Source organism: Sphingobacterium corticibacterium (assembly GCF_004208525.1).
In the GTDB taxonomy this organism is placed as follows: Bacteria; Bacteroidota; Bacteroidia; order Sphingobacteriales; family Sphingobacteriaceae; genus Sphingobacterium; species Sphingobacterium corticibacterium.
Genome location: NZ_SGIT01000002.1, coordinates 1,208,692 through 1,223,942, shown reverse-complemented (window position 1 = coordinate 1,223,942; position 15,251 = coordinate 1,208,692). Strand labels below are relative to the sequence as shown.

Below are 15,251 nucleotides of genomic sequence, written 5' to 3'. Positions count from 1 at the left end.
TATGGATGTATACACCGCTATGTTGGAGCATCTGTGCGTGCATTTGGAGGACTGATTGACCGGCTTGCCCTGCTGTGGAAATGCAGTGATATGTATAAGCGTATCGGTAGGGGTTCTCTCCGGCGTTGTTGGCCGACAGGTTTGTAAGGAAGGGGTGAATATGGTTGCAGAGCCCGTGGCTGGGCGTCGATCATCCCTGCACAACCACTTTTGCACGGCCTCCGTGATGCCGGTATAGCCTGCATATGCGCAAAGTTGTCCGACATAGCCCTATTGATGGTCATCATCCGCTTAAAGTTGCCTGTCACGCCGTCTATGTTGTCCGTCAGACCGCTTATGTTGTGCGCCGTCCGCTCAAAGTACCTCGTCGTCCTGCCCATGTTGTTGTGCGGAATCCAGACAAAAGCAGCTAAAAGTTCTCGTAATTCGTTTTCTGGGGGGGTATTTCATGTTACCTTTTGTCTATACTTCTGCCACCCACATCTTATTTCCGTTGGTAAGAATATTAGGGAAGCTAGAAAGAAAAAAAATGGTCGCAGGACGATCTAGCAAGTCGATGCGAGACTCTGGGTACCGATGTATCAACGATTGTTAAAATAGAGGAATAATATACAATTATATAAAACAAGAAAACCGAACAAAATGAAATGTTCGGCTTTCTTTATTATTAATCTTTTAGCAGAGGTTATTTCAGCTTTTCGACTTGCTCAACGGTAAGTCCTAAATCTTCGGCTATATCTTGTACAGGAAGCCCCCTCTTCTTTAAATTCAACGCATATTTGAGTTTTTCCGTCTCAGCTTTGGCGCGTTCTTCCAGGCGACCTTTCTTGATCCCTTGCTCCAGTCCTTGCTCTATTCCTTCTTGACGTCCCTCCTTAATTGCGGTAAGACGGACACTTTCCGCATCCCGCTTGTTCTTTAGACTTGACTCGTATAATTTCATCTCCAATTCCGTTAAACTTGCTATCTTTCCGATATCAAATATAAGCCCAAATACCCGATTATCCAAAAATTTCGGCATTTCATCCAGTTCCTCCATGTGTCTGAATATATACAGCCACATATCTATATAGCTCTTGATATCAGCCTGTTTCTTGTTAAAATTCGGCAATACCAGCATCTTGTAACCGAGCTTCTCGTAAAATACTGATCCGTAAACCTTATCGCACAATGCTACATCGTAATAATACTGTCCGGATACAGACCGGTCCAGAACAAAGTTCAGTATACCGATGAAGTAAACTTCCGGCAACTCATATGTATTGCCTTTGTGGCCACGCGGAACGAGCTTGTTGATCATGCGGGAGGTATAATAAACAGTCCGATCCTTGAAAAACTCCTGTGACAACTGCTGCATCTCGATCTTCATACTTACCCAGAAAATTTTTGTTCTTTTTCATAACACTTACAATTGGATTCTGCTGTAAAGATAAAAAAGAATCTAATAAAAACTAAAAATATTAGCTTTTAGCGCTTAATAATTGGATAAAGTTGGAATACGCGAAGTCGACTCTAAACGCATTTCGATTTCTGGTAGTCTATAGAAGCCACGAACCTCCTTAATAGGCCACTTCGTTGCCCTTGCAACTCCACCATCAGATAAAAGATAATCGCACGGTCCGAGCACACGATCCCTATCGCGTAGCCCATATTAAGTGTTCATTTTCCGAATTTGAATGTTTATTTTCCGAATACGTCATTTTCTTATTTAGAATAAATCTATATTTGCAGCGAATTATTTAGACCAGTTCTAAAATGAAGTTAAGAGAATTCATACCATATACATTAATCTGCTTATTAACCTCGTTATCCATTGCTGCATTTGGACAACAAAGTGTAGTAAAGGGAAGAGTCCATCTAGAATCCGGAGAATCTGTTAGTCATGCCACGATACGAGTGAAAGGTATGGATATCAGTAGTATGTCTGATAAGAACGGATATTATTCCTTACCCAGTGTGCCTTATGGCAATCAGGAAATACAAGTAACGGCTATCGAGATTCAACCGAAAACTGTTCGGTTAAAAGTAGATAAACCCACACATGATTTTTCTATATCCGTATCATCTACCGGTGATATCGCGATAGAAGGTGTAGAAGTCAGTCGAATGACGGAGAAAAAAGATATGGAGACGAGTGGTTTTGCGGTGGCGGTTATCGAAACAAAAGAAGCATCTCTCCGCAACTTGACGACAAATGAGCTGTTGGATCGGGCTGTTGGAGTACGGGTGCGGCAAAATGGTGGAGTGGGTTCGCAGGTGGAATATAACCTAAATGGAATGTCAGGAAGTGCTATCGGGATATTTTTAGATGGAATAGAGGTTGCAACCTATGGCTCTTCTTTCAATCTAAACAATATACCTCCAGCTATGATTGAGCGGATAGAAGTGTATAAAGGCGTTTTGCCATCACATTTGACGGGAGACTATGTAGGAGGGGCTATCAATGTGGTGCTGAAGAAAGATGCTTCACGTAATAATGCGACAGTTGCTGTTTCTTATGGTTCATTTAACACTTTCAACTCCGATATCAGCTTAACGTTACGAGATAAAAAGACAGGTCTTTCATTTAGAGGGTCCGGATTCTATACGTATACGGATAACGACTATGAAATGTGGGGGAAATTCGCAAAGTATACGGATAGAAATGGAATATTAACCCGGAATTTTAGAGCGAAGAGGTTTAATGACACTTATAAATCTATAGGGGGTCGTTTTGAGGCGGGATTTACCGACGTAAAATGGGCTGATCAGTTTTTTATAGGCTATAATATTTCGGATACTTATAGCGAGATACCGCACGGGACAACGACAGCACAACCATATGTGGGACGGTTTACTGAGTATCAAGCTCACGTATTTAGCTTGAATTATAACAAACGTAACCTCTTTGTAGATGGATTGGCTTTAAATATTAATGCTGTACGCAGCCGTCGCAGTACATATGTGCAAGATACAGTTACTACCCAGTACAATTGGGACGGAAACCCTGTGATATTGCATACTGACTATATGATTGAGGCGGGAGACCCTCCAATAGTAATGAAGTATCCATTTGGCGCTGCACAACAAGGACAACCTAGTATTACACAGGTTGATAGGGAAATACTAAATGCACGGTCAAATCTATCCTATACTATTGCTAGAGGGCATAGAGTGTCTCTAAATTATAAGTTGGAAAGGACTGATCGAGACGATACGAATCTTTTGCGACCTGTTAATAAAGATCTTTTAGTCGTGACACAGTTGACGAAAAATATCGTTTCAGCAAACTATGAGGCACAAACCCTTCAGAATAAACTACGAACAAATTTATTAGTCAAATATACCGCAAATAATACAAAGCAAACGGATCCAAAACCAACCTATAATGAAGATGGTTCTTACGAGCTCCACTCAGAGACGAAGAAAACATTTAATGACAATTTTGGATATGGTGCTACGATATCTTACAGTTTGTTAAAAGATTTTTTTATTATAACCTCTTTCGAGAATAGTTCCATAATGCCTACCGAAGAGCAGATGTATGGGAATTTGGAGAACAATATTTTACCTAATTTATCTCTAACTCCCGAAAAAAATATCAATTATAATATTGGCTTTAGGTGGGGTAGTGTAGATTTTGGAAAACACAAGGTCTCCTTTTACGGTAGCGGATTTTGGCGTAATGGCTACGATAAAATTACGAGGCAAACCGTGGATAGTATAGTAACCGACAACGATATGGATATACGAGCTACCGCATTTGTAAATCTTGAAAAAATACAATCAAGAGGTTTCGAAGGTGAAATACTTTATGTTTTTGATAACAAGTTGAACGCTATGTTGAATTTTTCAAAATTCAATGCACTCTACAAACGTAAATATGATAATGAAGGTAGGCCAGATGATAGGTACAATTTGCAAAACCCCAACGAACCTTTTTTCACTATCAATGCCAATTTACAGTATCGCTTAAATAACATATTTCAACGTAACTCTATTCTGAACGTTTATTATAATGCAGGATATGTCGGCGCTTATGATATAGCTTGGTATCCATCTGAAGGAAGTCTGACTCCTGCTCAGCTTTCACACGATATTGGTGGGAGTTATCGTTTTCCTTCAGGCAAACTGGTCGCAAGTCTCGATGCGAAAAATATATTCAATGCAGCATTGTACGATAATTTTGGTGTTCAAAAGCCTGGTAGAGGAATATACTTTAAGATGAATTATACAATAGGTAGATTTTAAATAACAAATATTAACAAATTAAAAAATAACAGATGAAAAAAAATTACGTTTGGAGAGCTGCATTTCTAGGTGCAGTTATCTCATCGTTAGCATTAGGAAGTTGTAGTAGTAGTGGTGACGAACCGGAACCTACACCAACACCGGGGGAAGATGGTACACGTTGGATCACACTTACTGCAGCATTAAAGCAGGATAATGATGGTGATGGCAATGGCGGTACATTGGCTTATGCTGTTACTCATGATCAAGCCATTGACCCTTCATATGAATTGGATATTTTTCCAGTAGGAAAAGGATTTAAGTTTGAATCTCCAAGGACATCGAGGATACAAACATCTGCAGACGGTAAATTCCTGTACGACATTCAGTATACGGGTACGGATGGTGGTATTTTCCAGAAGTTCAGAGTAGATGGCGAGGGAAAATATGTTAAGGACGGTAATGAAGTGAATGCCGCAATTATTTTGGGAACTTCACCTCGCTGGGTTAAGTCTGCAGAAGGCGTCGGTATCGGTGTGACAATCTCCGCAGATACAGCAGCGTATACTGGAGTCTATCCAAGTGCAACTTTTAAATCGATAAAATCTACGGCTACGGTTGCATCACTTAACCTTGACAACCCAAGTATTATGAACACAATTCAGTTTGATGTTCCATTTACGGCCGATCAATTGGCGCAAGGATACTCAATTGGACGTATCGATGTTCCTATTATAAATCAAGCAAAAGATAAGGTGTATATCGGATGTAATATATCTAAAGTAAATCCTAGCGGTACTCCTACTCTTACAACACCAAGAGGATCTACCACAGAAATTGTTACTTGGCCGAATGATGCAGCTAATATTGCTGGAACGGTTACGATTGTGCTTGATTATCCTACATTAAAAAATCCCAAGTTAATCTGGTCTTCAAAAAGTACATACGGTAATAACGGATATCGTACTATGATTCAGTATATTGGTGACGATGGTCACGTTTATCAAGCAACGGGAGTAAATACAACGGGCTATCCGCACATCCTTCGTATAGATAAGAACACGAATGACTATGATAATAGCTATTTGTTCGATTTGTCTAAAGCTTTAGGAGTGCAGGGTATTGCTGGTATTAAGGCTTGGAAGTATCTGGGCGATAATAAAGGTTTCGTCCTATATGATATCGATAAAACAGGTGGTTACTTGGCGTTAATAGACTTAATTGCTGGAACTGCAACTAAAATTCCGACTGAATACGAAACAAGATTGAATTTTGACCAGCATCAAAGTATAGCGGCAGAAGGAGATTATGTGTATGTTCCGTTAACTCCGGTAAGTGAGGCAGGTAATGTATTCGTTTACAACTGGAAAACGGGAGAACTTACTAAAGGAGCCAAGTTGGCAAATGGTACAGGACACCGTTTTATCGGAGCATATTAGTTCTTCGGATAATAATACTTTTACTTAAAAAAATAAAGCCAACCTCTTTAGAGGTTGGCTGATAAATGAGAATATGAAAAATATTGTATTAGCCCTAATTTTTGCAGGACTCTGCTTTGTTTCCTGTGAGAAAAAAGAAACATTAACGGATGATAATGATCAAATATCTGTTGAGACAATTACATATCAAAACAAAGAATATCCCAAGGAGACCTTGTTTGAATTGATGAGCAAATCGACAGGTGAGCAAATCGATAGATTAGACTATGACCCAGTGAAGGAAGTTTTTCTAATAAAGGGGCACGCTATAGAACTCGTTCCAAGTAAGTACATCCAGTTCGAATTATTAAGCAAAAATTAATATGAAAATACTATTAAGAGTTGTAAGCATAATGATAATGAGTATAATTACTCTAACTTCCAATGCTCAAAATTCTAACACTATAATTAATAAAGTTGATTTTTCCATTCCACTTAATAAACTTAAGGATGGAAAATTAATGTTGGATATCAATGCAGATACTGAAGCTATTGGAAATTCATTTGCTATAGTAGAAAGATGGAGTGATAAAGTTGATGTTCCATTAACGGCTGAGTTCCTTCTCGTTCTTCAAACAGCGGGAGGCGAAATAGCTTTAACTCCAACTACTGCAATCTCAAATAATGATTTTGTTCCTTCGTGGGCAATTGTTTCGAAGGATATATATTTTATCCTCACCTTTAACAGTTCCACAGGGAAAACGGGTACTATAAAACTCAAGTATAGAGAGAAGTTAGGTGGTGAATGGCAAAGCTATAAATATAGCGCTTCTTCATATGAAACCGTTCTGGTAGGCGTTGCTAACGACGAATATACTACAGCTATTACTTTAAACGCGGGACCGACAAAAATAGCGGGTACAACTAGAGATGCGACTCAATCGTCTCAATCGGCGCCGTCATGTACCAATTACGGTTTGACAGCTGATGTATGGTATAAATTTACCGCATCGTCGACAACTCATACAATAAACTTAACAAATGTAAAAATGTATGGAGTAGAATACGGAACCCGATCTGCTAAAACGGTTGTGTATAATTCTTCGTTAAATTTGATGCATTGTTCATCAAATGAAATGACAACGGTAAGCAATCTGATAGTTGGTAATACATATTATGTTAGGCTTTGGGTTGATGATAATAATTCGGCTCGAACAATGGATTTTGATATTTCTTTGGCTTCTAATGGTCCCAATGTTATCACTGGCTTATCTAGAAACGGATATACCTTTACTGTCAATTATCAACATGATTCTTCTGTTCCCCCTTCTGATGTAACATTTGATTGGTCAGTGGTGCCAGGGGAAGTGGAACCGGCGACTGATTATTCGGTGCTTGATGGAGAAGGGCCTCATCAAATAATTATCGTCGGAGGGCCATATGCCGGAGATACTACTGTCAGATTGAAGGTGAGAATGAAACGTGTGAGTACTGGAGAGCTACTCACTGATTGGTATGCATACTCAAGTTTGATTTGGTTTGACAATTGGTAAAACCAGTATTGAAAGTTAACATTTTTTGTAGTCAAAATCTAGGAGATAAAGATTGCTAAAAAATACTTAAAAATGTCAAATCAGGTGAGGTAGCAAATATCTTACCTGATTTTGACGTAAAATAGATTCATTAATTTCTGTTCATTCAGAAAAAAAATCCGTACAATGAAAAAAATATTGCTAGCATCACTTTTACTTGCATCGGTATATGCTACGGCACAGCAACGTGAAACCAATACCTTAATGGATGCTGATTTTTGGAAAAGCAAACCAACGATAGAGCAGGTAAAAGCAGAAATCGCGAAAGGTCATAGTCCTTCGCAGCCCAATGCTGCTTCTTGGGATCCAACAGCAAGAGCCATCCTTAATGGTGCGCCTTTGGAAACCATCAAGTTTATGGTGGAACAAGAAGGTAATGGTGTAACCAAAAAGACGCACCATAGTGCTTCCTACTTACATTGGGCGGCCGGAAGAGGAAACGCAGATTTAGTTGCTTACCTGATCGAAAAAGGTTCGGACATACATCTGAATGACAGCCACGGCCGTTCCGTTATTGAAAATGCTGCTGTGAGCGCATCAGATAACTTCGCTGTTTTGGATGCACTTTTCGAAGCTGGCGTAGATCCACAGCAGAAATTTGAAGATGGTGCGACATTGTTATTACTCGGTGTTTCCACAGATAATGATCTTTCCAAGTCAGACTATTTTGTATCTAAAGGCTTATCCTACAGCGATACGGATGAATATGGAAGTACGGCGGTTGATTATGCGGCAAAATTAGGAAACAAGGCGTTGATGCAAAAATTAATCGCTAAAGGAATACAGCCAACAAACCGGGCCCTTTTCTTTGCAACGCAGGGTTCCAGGATGTCTCAAAATGGCATCGAGACCTATCAATACCTCGTTGAAGAACTGAAGTTAGACCCGAAAGCCATTAATCCGAAAGATGGTGCTACGATCTTGCATACATTGGTGCGCCGACCAAATGTTGAAGTTATCGACTATTTCCTGGCAAAAGGTGTTGATGTCAATAAAAAAGATCACGAGGGTAATACGGTACTGATCAATGCTGCCGGAGGTAGAGATGCGGCGTTATTAACAACATTGATTGCAAAAACTACAGACATCAATGTCGTTAACATAAAAGGTGAATCGGCATTGACAAAAGCGATTGAGATGGGTTCGGCAGAAACTGTAGATTTATTGTTGAAAAGCGGAGCAGATATCAATGTAACCGATAAGGACGGTCATAATCTGGCTTATTATTGGTTCAATTCATTTAGAGACGGCAGACCGGGCGGACCTATGGGAGGAGCTCCAGCTCAACCGCAGACAGATGATTTTGCTGAAAAATTACTCGTTTTAAAAAGCAATGGTCTTGACGTAACAGCTCCACAAGGAGATGGAAGCTCTCTTTTCCATTTGGCCGTTGCCAAAGAAAATACTAACCTTGTAAAAAAGGCGGCTGAATTGGGCGCAGATATCAACGCGCAGGATAGTGAAGGTACGACAGCGCTACATAAAGCAGCATTAATTGCGAAGGATGACCAAATCCTAAAAGAATTGGTTGCTTTGGGTGCGAAAAAAGACCTGACAACTGAATTCGACGAGACCGCTTTTGATCTGGCACAAGAAAATGACTTTTTGAAAAGTAATAACATTGCTATTGATTTCTTGAAGTAGAGGGAATGTCTTTGAGATTACAGTAAAGAAAATAAACAGATGAAAACAATACACAAAATACTAATAGGATTAATGCTTTGCTTTCTGGTGACAAACTCCTTCGCGCAGAGTAGCAAATACAAATGCATGATCCAAATGGTTAGTTACCAAGGAGAAAAAGCCTATGTCATTATTTCTTTGATCAATCCCAAAGGTGAATACGAAAAGACACTTTCCGTACTTGGACCAGACAAGCAATGGTTCAATACATTAAAAGAATGGTATAAATTTCAAACGAAGACCAAAGAGAAAATTAGTGCGGTAACCGGTGCTTCGGTGGGTGGTGGCGACCGTGCTGTGCGTACCATCGAAATAGATGATTCAAAATTGAATAAAGGATATAAATTGCGCTTTGAGTCGGCGGTAGAAGAGCAAAAATACCACGTAAAAGATGTAGAGCTTGCCGTAACACCCCAAGGATTGGTAGAACGTACGGAAGGTATGGGCTATATCCGTTTCGTAAAATTAAGCAAGGTTCAATAATGACCTTATCCATTTGGAGATATGCCCATTTGGCTTTAGCCATCATTTCTTCGCTATTTCTGTTGATACTTTCGGTGACGGGAGTGATTTTGGCAATCGGGGCAGTCGGCGAAAAGACACAAGGGTATAAAGTTCCTGATTTTGATAAAATAAATCTTGCACAGAGCATTCCAGCACTGTGCGAGGTTTATTCCGAAATAACGGAACTGACGGTAGATCATAATCAATTTACGACTATTGAAGCTTTTGATGGAGAAGGTAATGCAATGAAGGGCTATGTCGATCCAAGAACCGGAGCTCTCCTAGGAGAAATAAAACCACAAAGCGATTTTATACAATGGAATATCGCGCTACACCGTTCTCTTTTTTTAAAAGAACCAGGGCGTATTATCGTTGGTGTTGTTTCTTTTCTACTCCTTTTGATTACTATTTCGGGGATTGTATTGATTGCCAAACGCCAACAGGGGTTACGAAATTTCTTTGCTAAAATCAATAAAGATTTCTTTTCTCAGTACTTTCATGTCGTTAGTGGACGAGTTTTTCTGATTCCCGTGCTGATGCTTGCCCTTACGGGTACGCATCTTTTTATGGTTAGAGTCGGCTTGGCAGGAGGTGAAAACCGAACGATCGACCATTTGTCGACAGAAGATGTGGAGCAGAAAGCTTTGGTCGATTTTCCCGTCTTTCAACAGACATTACTAGCTGATGTAGAGAAGATAGAATTTCCGTTTATGCCCGACGATCCGGACGAATTTTATGTATTGAAACTAAAGGATCGGGAACTCTATGTCCATCAGATTACAGGAGAAATCGTAGAAGAAACCCGCTATCCCTATAGTTTGCTGTTGGAAAAGCTGAGTTTCGATTTGCATACTGGACGGACAAATGCTATTTGGGCAGTTATTTTGGGTTTTGCATCGTTAAATATCCTGTTTTTCATTTATACTGGTTTCGCGATTACTTTTCGGAGAAAAGGAACAAAAGTGAAAAATAAGTTCCATGCATCTACAGCAGAATATGTGATTTTGGTCGGAACAGAAAATGGCAGTACACTGTTTTTTGCCAACAAAATTCATCAACAATTGCTGGCACAGGGACATAAATCTTTTCTGACGGAGATGAGTCGGTTTACGCATTTTCCCAGTGCAACGCATGTTCTGGTTTTCAGTTCCACTTATGGCTTGGGGACAGCACCCGCGAATGCGATCAATTTTGATAAATTGCTGACAAAGTTTCCGCAAAATCAAACCGTACAATATTCTGTTATCGGGTTCGGATCAAAGTCATACCCTGATTTTTGCGCTTACGCAAGACAAGTTGATGACCTATTTGCCAGACAAAGTTGGGCAACACCATTGCTCAACTTGCATACCGTTAATGATCGCTCGGTAGAAGAATTTGTCGAGTGGGTGAAGGCTTGGAACAGAAAAATGTCCTGTGAATTAAGTGTCACTCCAGCCCAATATACCACCAAAATAACCGGATTGAAGAAATTCCATGTATTGGAGAGAACGGAAGTTACCGAGGATAATTCTACTTTTAAGATAGTGCTTCAACCACAAGGTCGGCAACATTTCAGATCAGGCGATTTGTTGGCTATTTATCCTACAGACGATGGGCGAGAGCGGTTGTATTCTATCGGCAAGAAGGATGGGAATATCCAACTGATGGTCAAGTTATATCCTAGCGGGTTGGGATCTGAATTTCTGTATCATTTAAATAAAGGCGAATACATTTCTGGTCGGGTGGTTATCAATAAAGGTTTTCATTTTCCTAGGAAAGCCTCTGGTATAGCTATGATCGCAAACGGCACAGGTATTGCTCCTTTTCTCGGTATGATCGAGGAGAACAACAAAAAGATTCCTATCCGGCTTTACGCAGGATTTCGATACAATAATGTACTGTCCAAGCAATACCGTCAATTTGGCGAAGAGGCTATGCGTTCGGGAAAGTTAACAGATTTCCATATGGCATTTTCGAGAGAAGAAAGCCGGCAATATGTAATGGATTTGATTCGAGACGAAGCTAGATTTTTTTCCGACTTATTAGAAAATAAAGGTGTGATTATGATCTGTGGTTCGTTGGCGATGCAAAAGGACGTAGAGAAGATATTGTGCGAGATATGTCCAACCAAAGATTTGGCCAACTACAATGGACAGATTTTAACGGATTGTTATTAATGAAAAAGGCAATAGTAGTCTTTTTTTTGATCATGTTGGAGGTGTCGATTGGCTTTTCCCAACAGATTTTTAAGGAACAAACTACGCAAATGGGCTCCGTTTTTGGGTTTGTTTTAGTAGAAAATGATGCTGCCCAAGCACAGCACTACTTCCAGCTCGTAACAAATGAAATAGAACGCATCGAAAACCTTATCTCCGAGTGGAGACCACATACGCAAATCTCACAGGTAAACCAAAATGCAGGTATCCGACCAGTGAAGGTTAACCGGGAAGTTTTTGAATTGATGAAACGTGCCATTCATTATTCTGTACTTACGGAGGGCGCTTTTGATGTAAGTATCGCTGCTTTGGATAAAGTTTGGCTTTTTGACGGAAGTATGGAGCAATTGCCACCCAAGGATGTTATCCGAAACTCTGTCCAACACGTGGGCTACCAGCATATTATTTTAGATAGTATAAATTCGACCATTTTTCTAGAAAAAAAAGGAATGAAAATTGGTTTTGGTTCTATTGGAAAAGGCTATGCAGCAGACAAAGGCAGAGAATTACTAGAATCTTTGGGTGTTGTAGGTGGTATAGTCAATGCTTCGGGTGATCTTTCGGCTTGGGGAACGCAACCCGACAAGCAGCCTTGGAGAATAGGGGTAAGCAACCCTTTTAAACCACATAAAATGATAAAGGTCTTGAAATTACGAGATGGTGCTGTGGCCACATCCGGAAGTAATGAAAAGTTTGCAGAAATAGGTGGCAAACGCTATTCACATATTATAAACCCCAAGACAGGTTGGCCCTCGGTCGGGTTGACGAGTGTTACCGTATCCGGTCCGTCAGCCGAGTTTGCCAATTTTCTAAGCACATCCATTATGGTTTTGGGTAAAAAGGAGGGAAGAAAATTAGTTAAAAAATTCCCGGGTTACAAAGCTATTCTGGTGGAAGATAAATAAGCTATCGCTTATCTTTGCTTAAACTGCCAATAATCATTTCAATAATAGCCACGACAATAGCAAATAAAGTCGCTGTCCAGAAGCCATCTACATCGAACTTGTTTCCCATAAGTTTATCGCTCAATAATATCATTAAAACCGTAATGATAAAAGAAACTAATCCAAAGGTCAGCCAGTTTAACGGAAAAGTGAATAAACGTAAAATGCCCCCTATAATGGCATTTACTAATCCGATAACCAAACCTGTTAAAATAGCCCAGCCAAAGCCGGCTACCTGTGCTCCCGGCACGATATACGCTGCGATAGCAACGACGGCACCTGTAAGTAATAAGCTGATAATAAACTTCATCTGATTCTTTTTTACAAAGAACTCAAAAAAGGTGCCAAAGGGTGGTATTTTCTTAATAGCATTTATTCGTTTAGCGCTCATAAAAGATTAATATTGTAAATGGAGCGTAATTTCTTAAATTAAATAGATGAGCAAAAAGTTGAATAAATGCGATCATTCTTGCTTTATGTGCCGCCATGCCGGGCAAGATTGGTGGGAAAATATCGGTATCCGGCGACAGATTATCAGGGCGAAAAGGGGCCAGCAGATCATTGATGAGGGAGAGGAAGCTAATGGTGTATATTTTGTGCAAGAAGGATTGGTCAAAGTACATAAACGGTATGGCGATAAAGAAAGTATTGTCCGATTTGCTAACAAAGGAGACATTATAGGGCATCGGGGTATGCCGGGAGATAAACCTACTTTTCCGATATCGGCTACTTGTTTAGAAAATTGTGTACTGTGTTTTGTTCCCTTCGATTTTTTTAAAAAATTATTGAGAACGAATCCGGCACTAACGTACGCCATGCTGATGTTTTATGCGGATGAACTACAGGTTTCCGAACAAAAAGCGACTAATCAGGTTCATTTGTCGGTTAAGGGAAGGCTTGCATGGAGTTTTTTTCAGTTGGAGGAAAAAATGGGTACGGATAACGAGGGATACATTCGATTGATGTTGTCTAAGACAGATTTGGCAGCTTATGTGGGCTCAACTTACGAGAGTGTGTACCGCATGATGGTTGAACTGGAAGCAGAAGATATTGTGGAACGGGCCAATAAGCGTATAAAAATAAAAAATAGAGAAAAACTATTATATTATAGTAATTTGTAATGGTTTGACTTTCAATGTGTACTGTAAAGTATGTCTATGTGTCTAGCTTCTCGTACCCAGCGCGAATGTAATCTGTCGTTTGGAGCGATGATCTGCAAAGGACCTACCTGCTTATTCAACGGTTTCCCAGCCTGTCCAATAGCGAGCAAAACAGCGCCTCCTTCCGTTTTCGGATCAAGTTCTGGCAAGGAGAATACAACCTTGTAACCATCGCCGGCTGTCACGACAACAATCTTCTGTAGCTCCTCTCCTTTTAACTGATCCTTGGTGGGTACCCCTGCTAGTGCCAAGACATGTGTTAGCTGGATCACATCATAGGTTATCGTATCATGATGCTCGCCCGTGACGACATATTGTTGCATAGGTAGGTGGTTTAACTCAGCCATTGTCAATGCGACTTTTTGTGCAACATCGCCATCAATATCCAGTAATACTTGTGCCCGAATCTCGCCGATCATCAATATACTGAGAATAAAAAATGTAAGGTATAATCGTTTTGCTTTCATATCAAAATTAGTTAACGTTAAAAGGATTTGAAAATAGTGGATTCGTTATAAAAGTGCTGTCCGTCAATAGCTGCAGAAATGCGATGATGTCGGTTTTTTCTTGTGAGGTTAGACGTAGTAACCGACTGTTTCCATCATGATCCGTAAGAAAAGGGCTTAATGTTTCGCTTGGTTGGATATGGTCACTATAATGATCTAGAACCTCTCGAAGTGTTGCGAACCGACCGTCATGCATATACGGGGAAGTTAGCGCGATGTTACGCAGCGTTGCTACCCGAAACCGACCTTTATCTTCTTGGCGCCCGGTAAATGCTGATCTTCCAGGATCTATGCGCGAAATATCGAATCCGTTATTGTGGAACAGCTCTTTGTACATCTTTGGGCCACCATGACAGTGGGCACAGTTTGCTGTTGTAAAGAGATCCATTCCCCGTTTTTCCGAAGAATCGGGAAGGTATTCGCCATTCAGGAAGCGATCATACCTTGACGAAGCAGATATCAACGTACGCTCAAATTGTGCCAAAGTCCGCACAATGCCTTTAGCTGTTACGTCGGTACCGAATGCTGCTTTGAAAAGCGTTGGATATTCCGCAGTCTGTTGCAGCTTTTCGACACTTTCTTCCAGCGCTTGTCCCATTTCATGGGGATCAGTCAATGGAAACACGGCTTGCTCTTCCAGTCCTTTTACCCTACCATCCCAGAAGAACTGTTTGACCCACAGTAAATTTACAAGTGCCATCGCATTGCGGGTTGTCAAACTGCCATCGTGCCCCACACTCTGTCTGCGGTTGTCGGCAAAGGCGTATTCCTGTTTGTGACAATTTGCACAGGAAATCGTGTTATTGGCGGAGAGCCGTGTTTCGTAGAACAACATCCGACCAAGTTGTACGCCTTCCTCCGTGGTGACATTCGATGATGGCACCATATAATTGTTTCCGAAACTTGCAGGATATACGAAGGGATAGCGTTTTGGAGAATCGACCTGTTGCCGAAACGAAATAGCCACCGTTCCGCCTAGGAGAAGCATAAAAACGAGGGATTTCGTTCCGACAAATTGTAAAATAGGTCGTTTCATA

14 protein-coding genes are annotated in these 15,251 nt (G+C 40.5%); 9 read left to right on the top strand and 5 right to left on the bottom strand.

Annotated features, from left to right (window positions below; translation table 11 throughout):
- Positions 1-17 precede the first annotated feature (17 nt).
- Positions 18-380 (bottom strand): hypothetical protein, encoded by a 363-nt coding sequence (locus EWE74_RS13285; protein ID WP_130142005.1) that lies wholly within the window; start codon positions 378-380, stop codon positions 18-20.
- 305 nt (positions 381-685) lie between these two features.
- Positions 686-1,369 (bottom strand): Rpn family recombination-promoting nuclease/putative transposase, encoded by a 684-nt coding sequence (locus EWE74_RS13280; protein ID WP_130142004.1) that lies wholly within the window; start codon positions 1,367-1,369, stop codon positions 686-688.
- Positions 1,370-1,755: 386 nt separating this feature from the next.
- Here EWE74_RS13280 and EWE74_RS13275 point away from each other — a divergent pair, with 386 nt between their 5' ends.
- The 8 genes from EWE74_RS13275 (at position 1,756) to EWE74_RS13240 (ending at position 12,509) form a co-directional block, all read left to right on the top strand.
- Positions 1,756-4,230, top strand: coding sequence for a TonB-dependent receptor (locus EWE74_RS13275; RefSeq protein WP_130142003.1), 2,475 nt, complete (start codon positions 1,756-1,758; stop codon positions 4,228-4,230).
- A 32-nt stretch (positions 4,231-4,262) separates the two neighbouring features.
- Positions 4,263-5,648, top strand: a complete 1,386-nt coding sequence (locus EWE74_RS13270; RefSeq protein ID WP_130142002.1) for a hypothetical protein — start codon at positions 4,263-4,265, stop codon at positions 5,646-5,648.
- A gap of 73 nt (positions 5,649-5,721) precedes the next feature.
- On the top strand, positions 5,722-6,009 hold the full coding sequence (locus tag EWE74_RS13265) for a hypothetical protein (protein WP_130142001.1): 288 nt from the start codon (positions 5,722-5,724) through the stop codon (positions 6,007-6,009).
- A 1-nt stretch (position 6,010) separates the two neighbouring features.
- Positions 6,011-7,180, top strand: coding sequence for a hypothetical protein (locus EWE74_RS13260; protein ID WP_130142000.1), 1,170 nt, complete (start codon positions 6,011-6,013; stop codon positions 7,178-7,180).
- Positions 7,181-7,345: 165 nt separating this feature from the next.
- Positions 7,346-8,863 carry an ankyrin repeat domain-containing protein gene (locus tag EWE74_RS13255; protein ID WP_130141999.1) on the top strand — a complete coding sequence of 506 codons (1,518 nt, stop codon included), beginning with the start codon at positions 7,346-7,348 and terminating at the stop codon, positions 8,861-8,863.
- 39 nt (positions 8,864-8,902) lie between these two features.
- On the top strand, positions 8,903-9,385 hold the full coding sequence (locus EWE74_RS13250) for a DUF2271 domain-containing protein (RefSeq protein WP_130141998.1): 483 nt from the start codon (positions 8,903-8,905) through the stop codon (positions 9,383-9,385).
- Positions 9,385-11,565 (top strand): PepSY domain-containing protein, encoded by a 2,181-nt coding sequence (locus EWE74_RS13245; protein ID WP_130141997.1) that lies wholly within the window; start codon positions 9,385-9,387, stop codon positions 11,563-11,565. The genes EWE74_RS13250 and EWE74_RS13245 overlap by 1 nt, the downstream gene beginning before the upstream one ends.
- On the top strand, positions 11,565-12,509 hold the full coding sequence (locus EWE74_RS13240; protein ID WP_130141996.1) for an FAD:protein FMN transferase: 945 nt from the start codon (positions 11,565-11,567) through the stop codon (positions 12,507-12,509). The genes EWE74_RS13245 and EWE74_RS13240 overlap by 1 nt, the downstream gene beginning before the upstream one ends.
- Before the next feature lies 1 nt (position 12,510).
- Here EWE74_RS13240 and EWE74_RS13235 read toward each other — a convergent pair whose 3' ends face one another.
- Positions 12,511-12,858, bottom strand: coding sequence for a phage holin family protein (locus EWE74_RS13235; RefSeq protein ID WP_130141995.1), 348 nt, complete (start codon positions 12,856-12,858; stop codon positions 12,511-12,513).
- Positions 12,859-12,985: 127 nt separating this feature from the next.
- Here EWE74_RS13235 and EWE74_RS13230 point away from each other — a divergent pair, with 127 nt between their 5' ends.
- A complete protein-coding gene (locus EWE74_RS13230) occupies positions 12,986-13,669 on the top strand; it encodes a Crp/Fnr family transcriptional regulator (protein WP_130141994.1) in 684 nt (227 codons plus the stop codon).
- Between the two features lie 11 nt (positions 13,670-13,680).
- Here the strand turns inward: EWE74_RS13230 and EWE74_RS13225 are convergent, their stop codons facing one another.
- Entirely contained in the window at positions 13,681-14,175 is a 495-nt protein-coding gene (locus EWE74_RS13225; RefSeq protein ID WP_130141993.1) for a molybdopterin-dependent oxidoreductase, read from the bottom strand.
- Between the two features lie 7 nt (positions 14,176-14,182).
- Positions 14,183-15,250 carry a cytochrome-c peroxidase gene (locus EWE74_RS13220; protein ID WP_130141992.1) on the bottom strand — a complete coding sequence of 356 codons (1,068 nt, stop codon included), beginning with the start codon at positions 15,248-15,250 and terminating at the stop codon, positions 14,183-14,185.
- Between the last annotated feature and the right edge of the window lies 1 nt (position 15,251).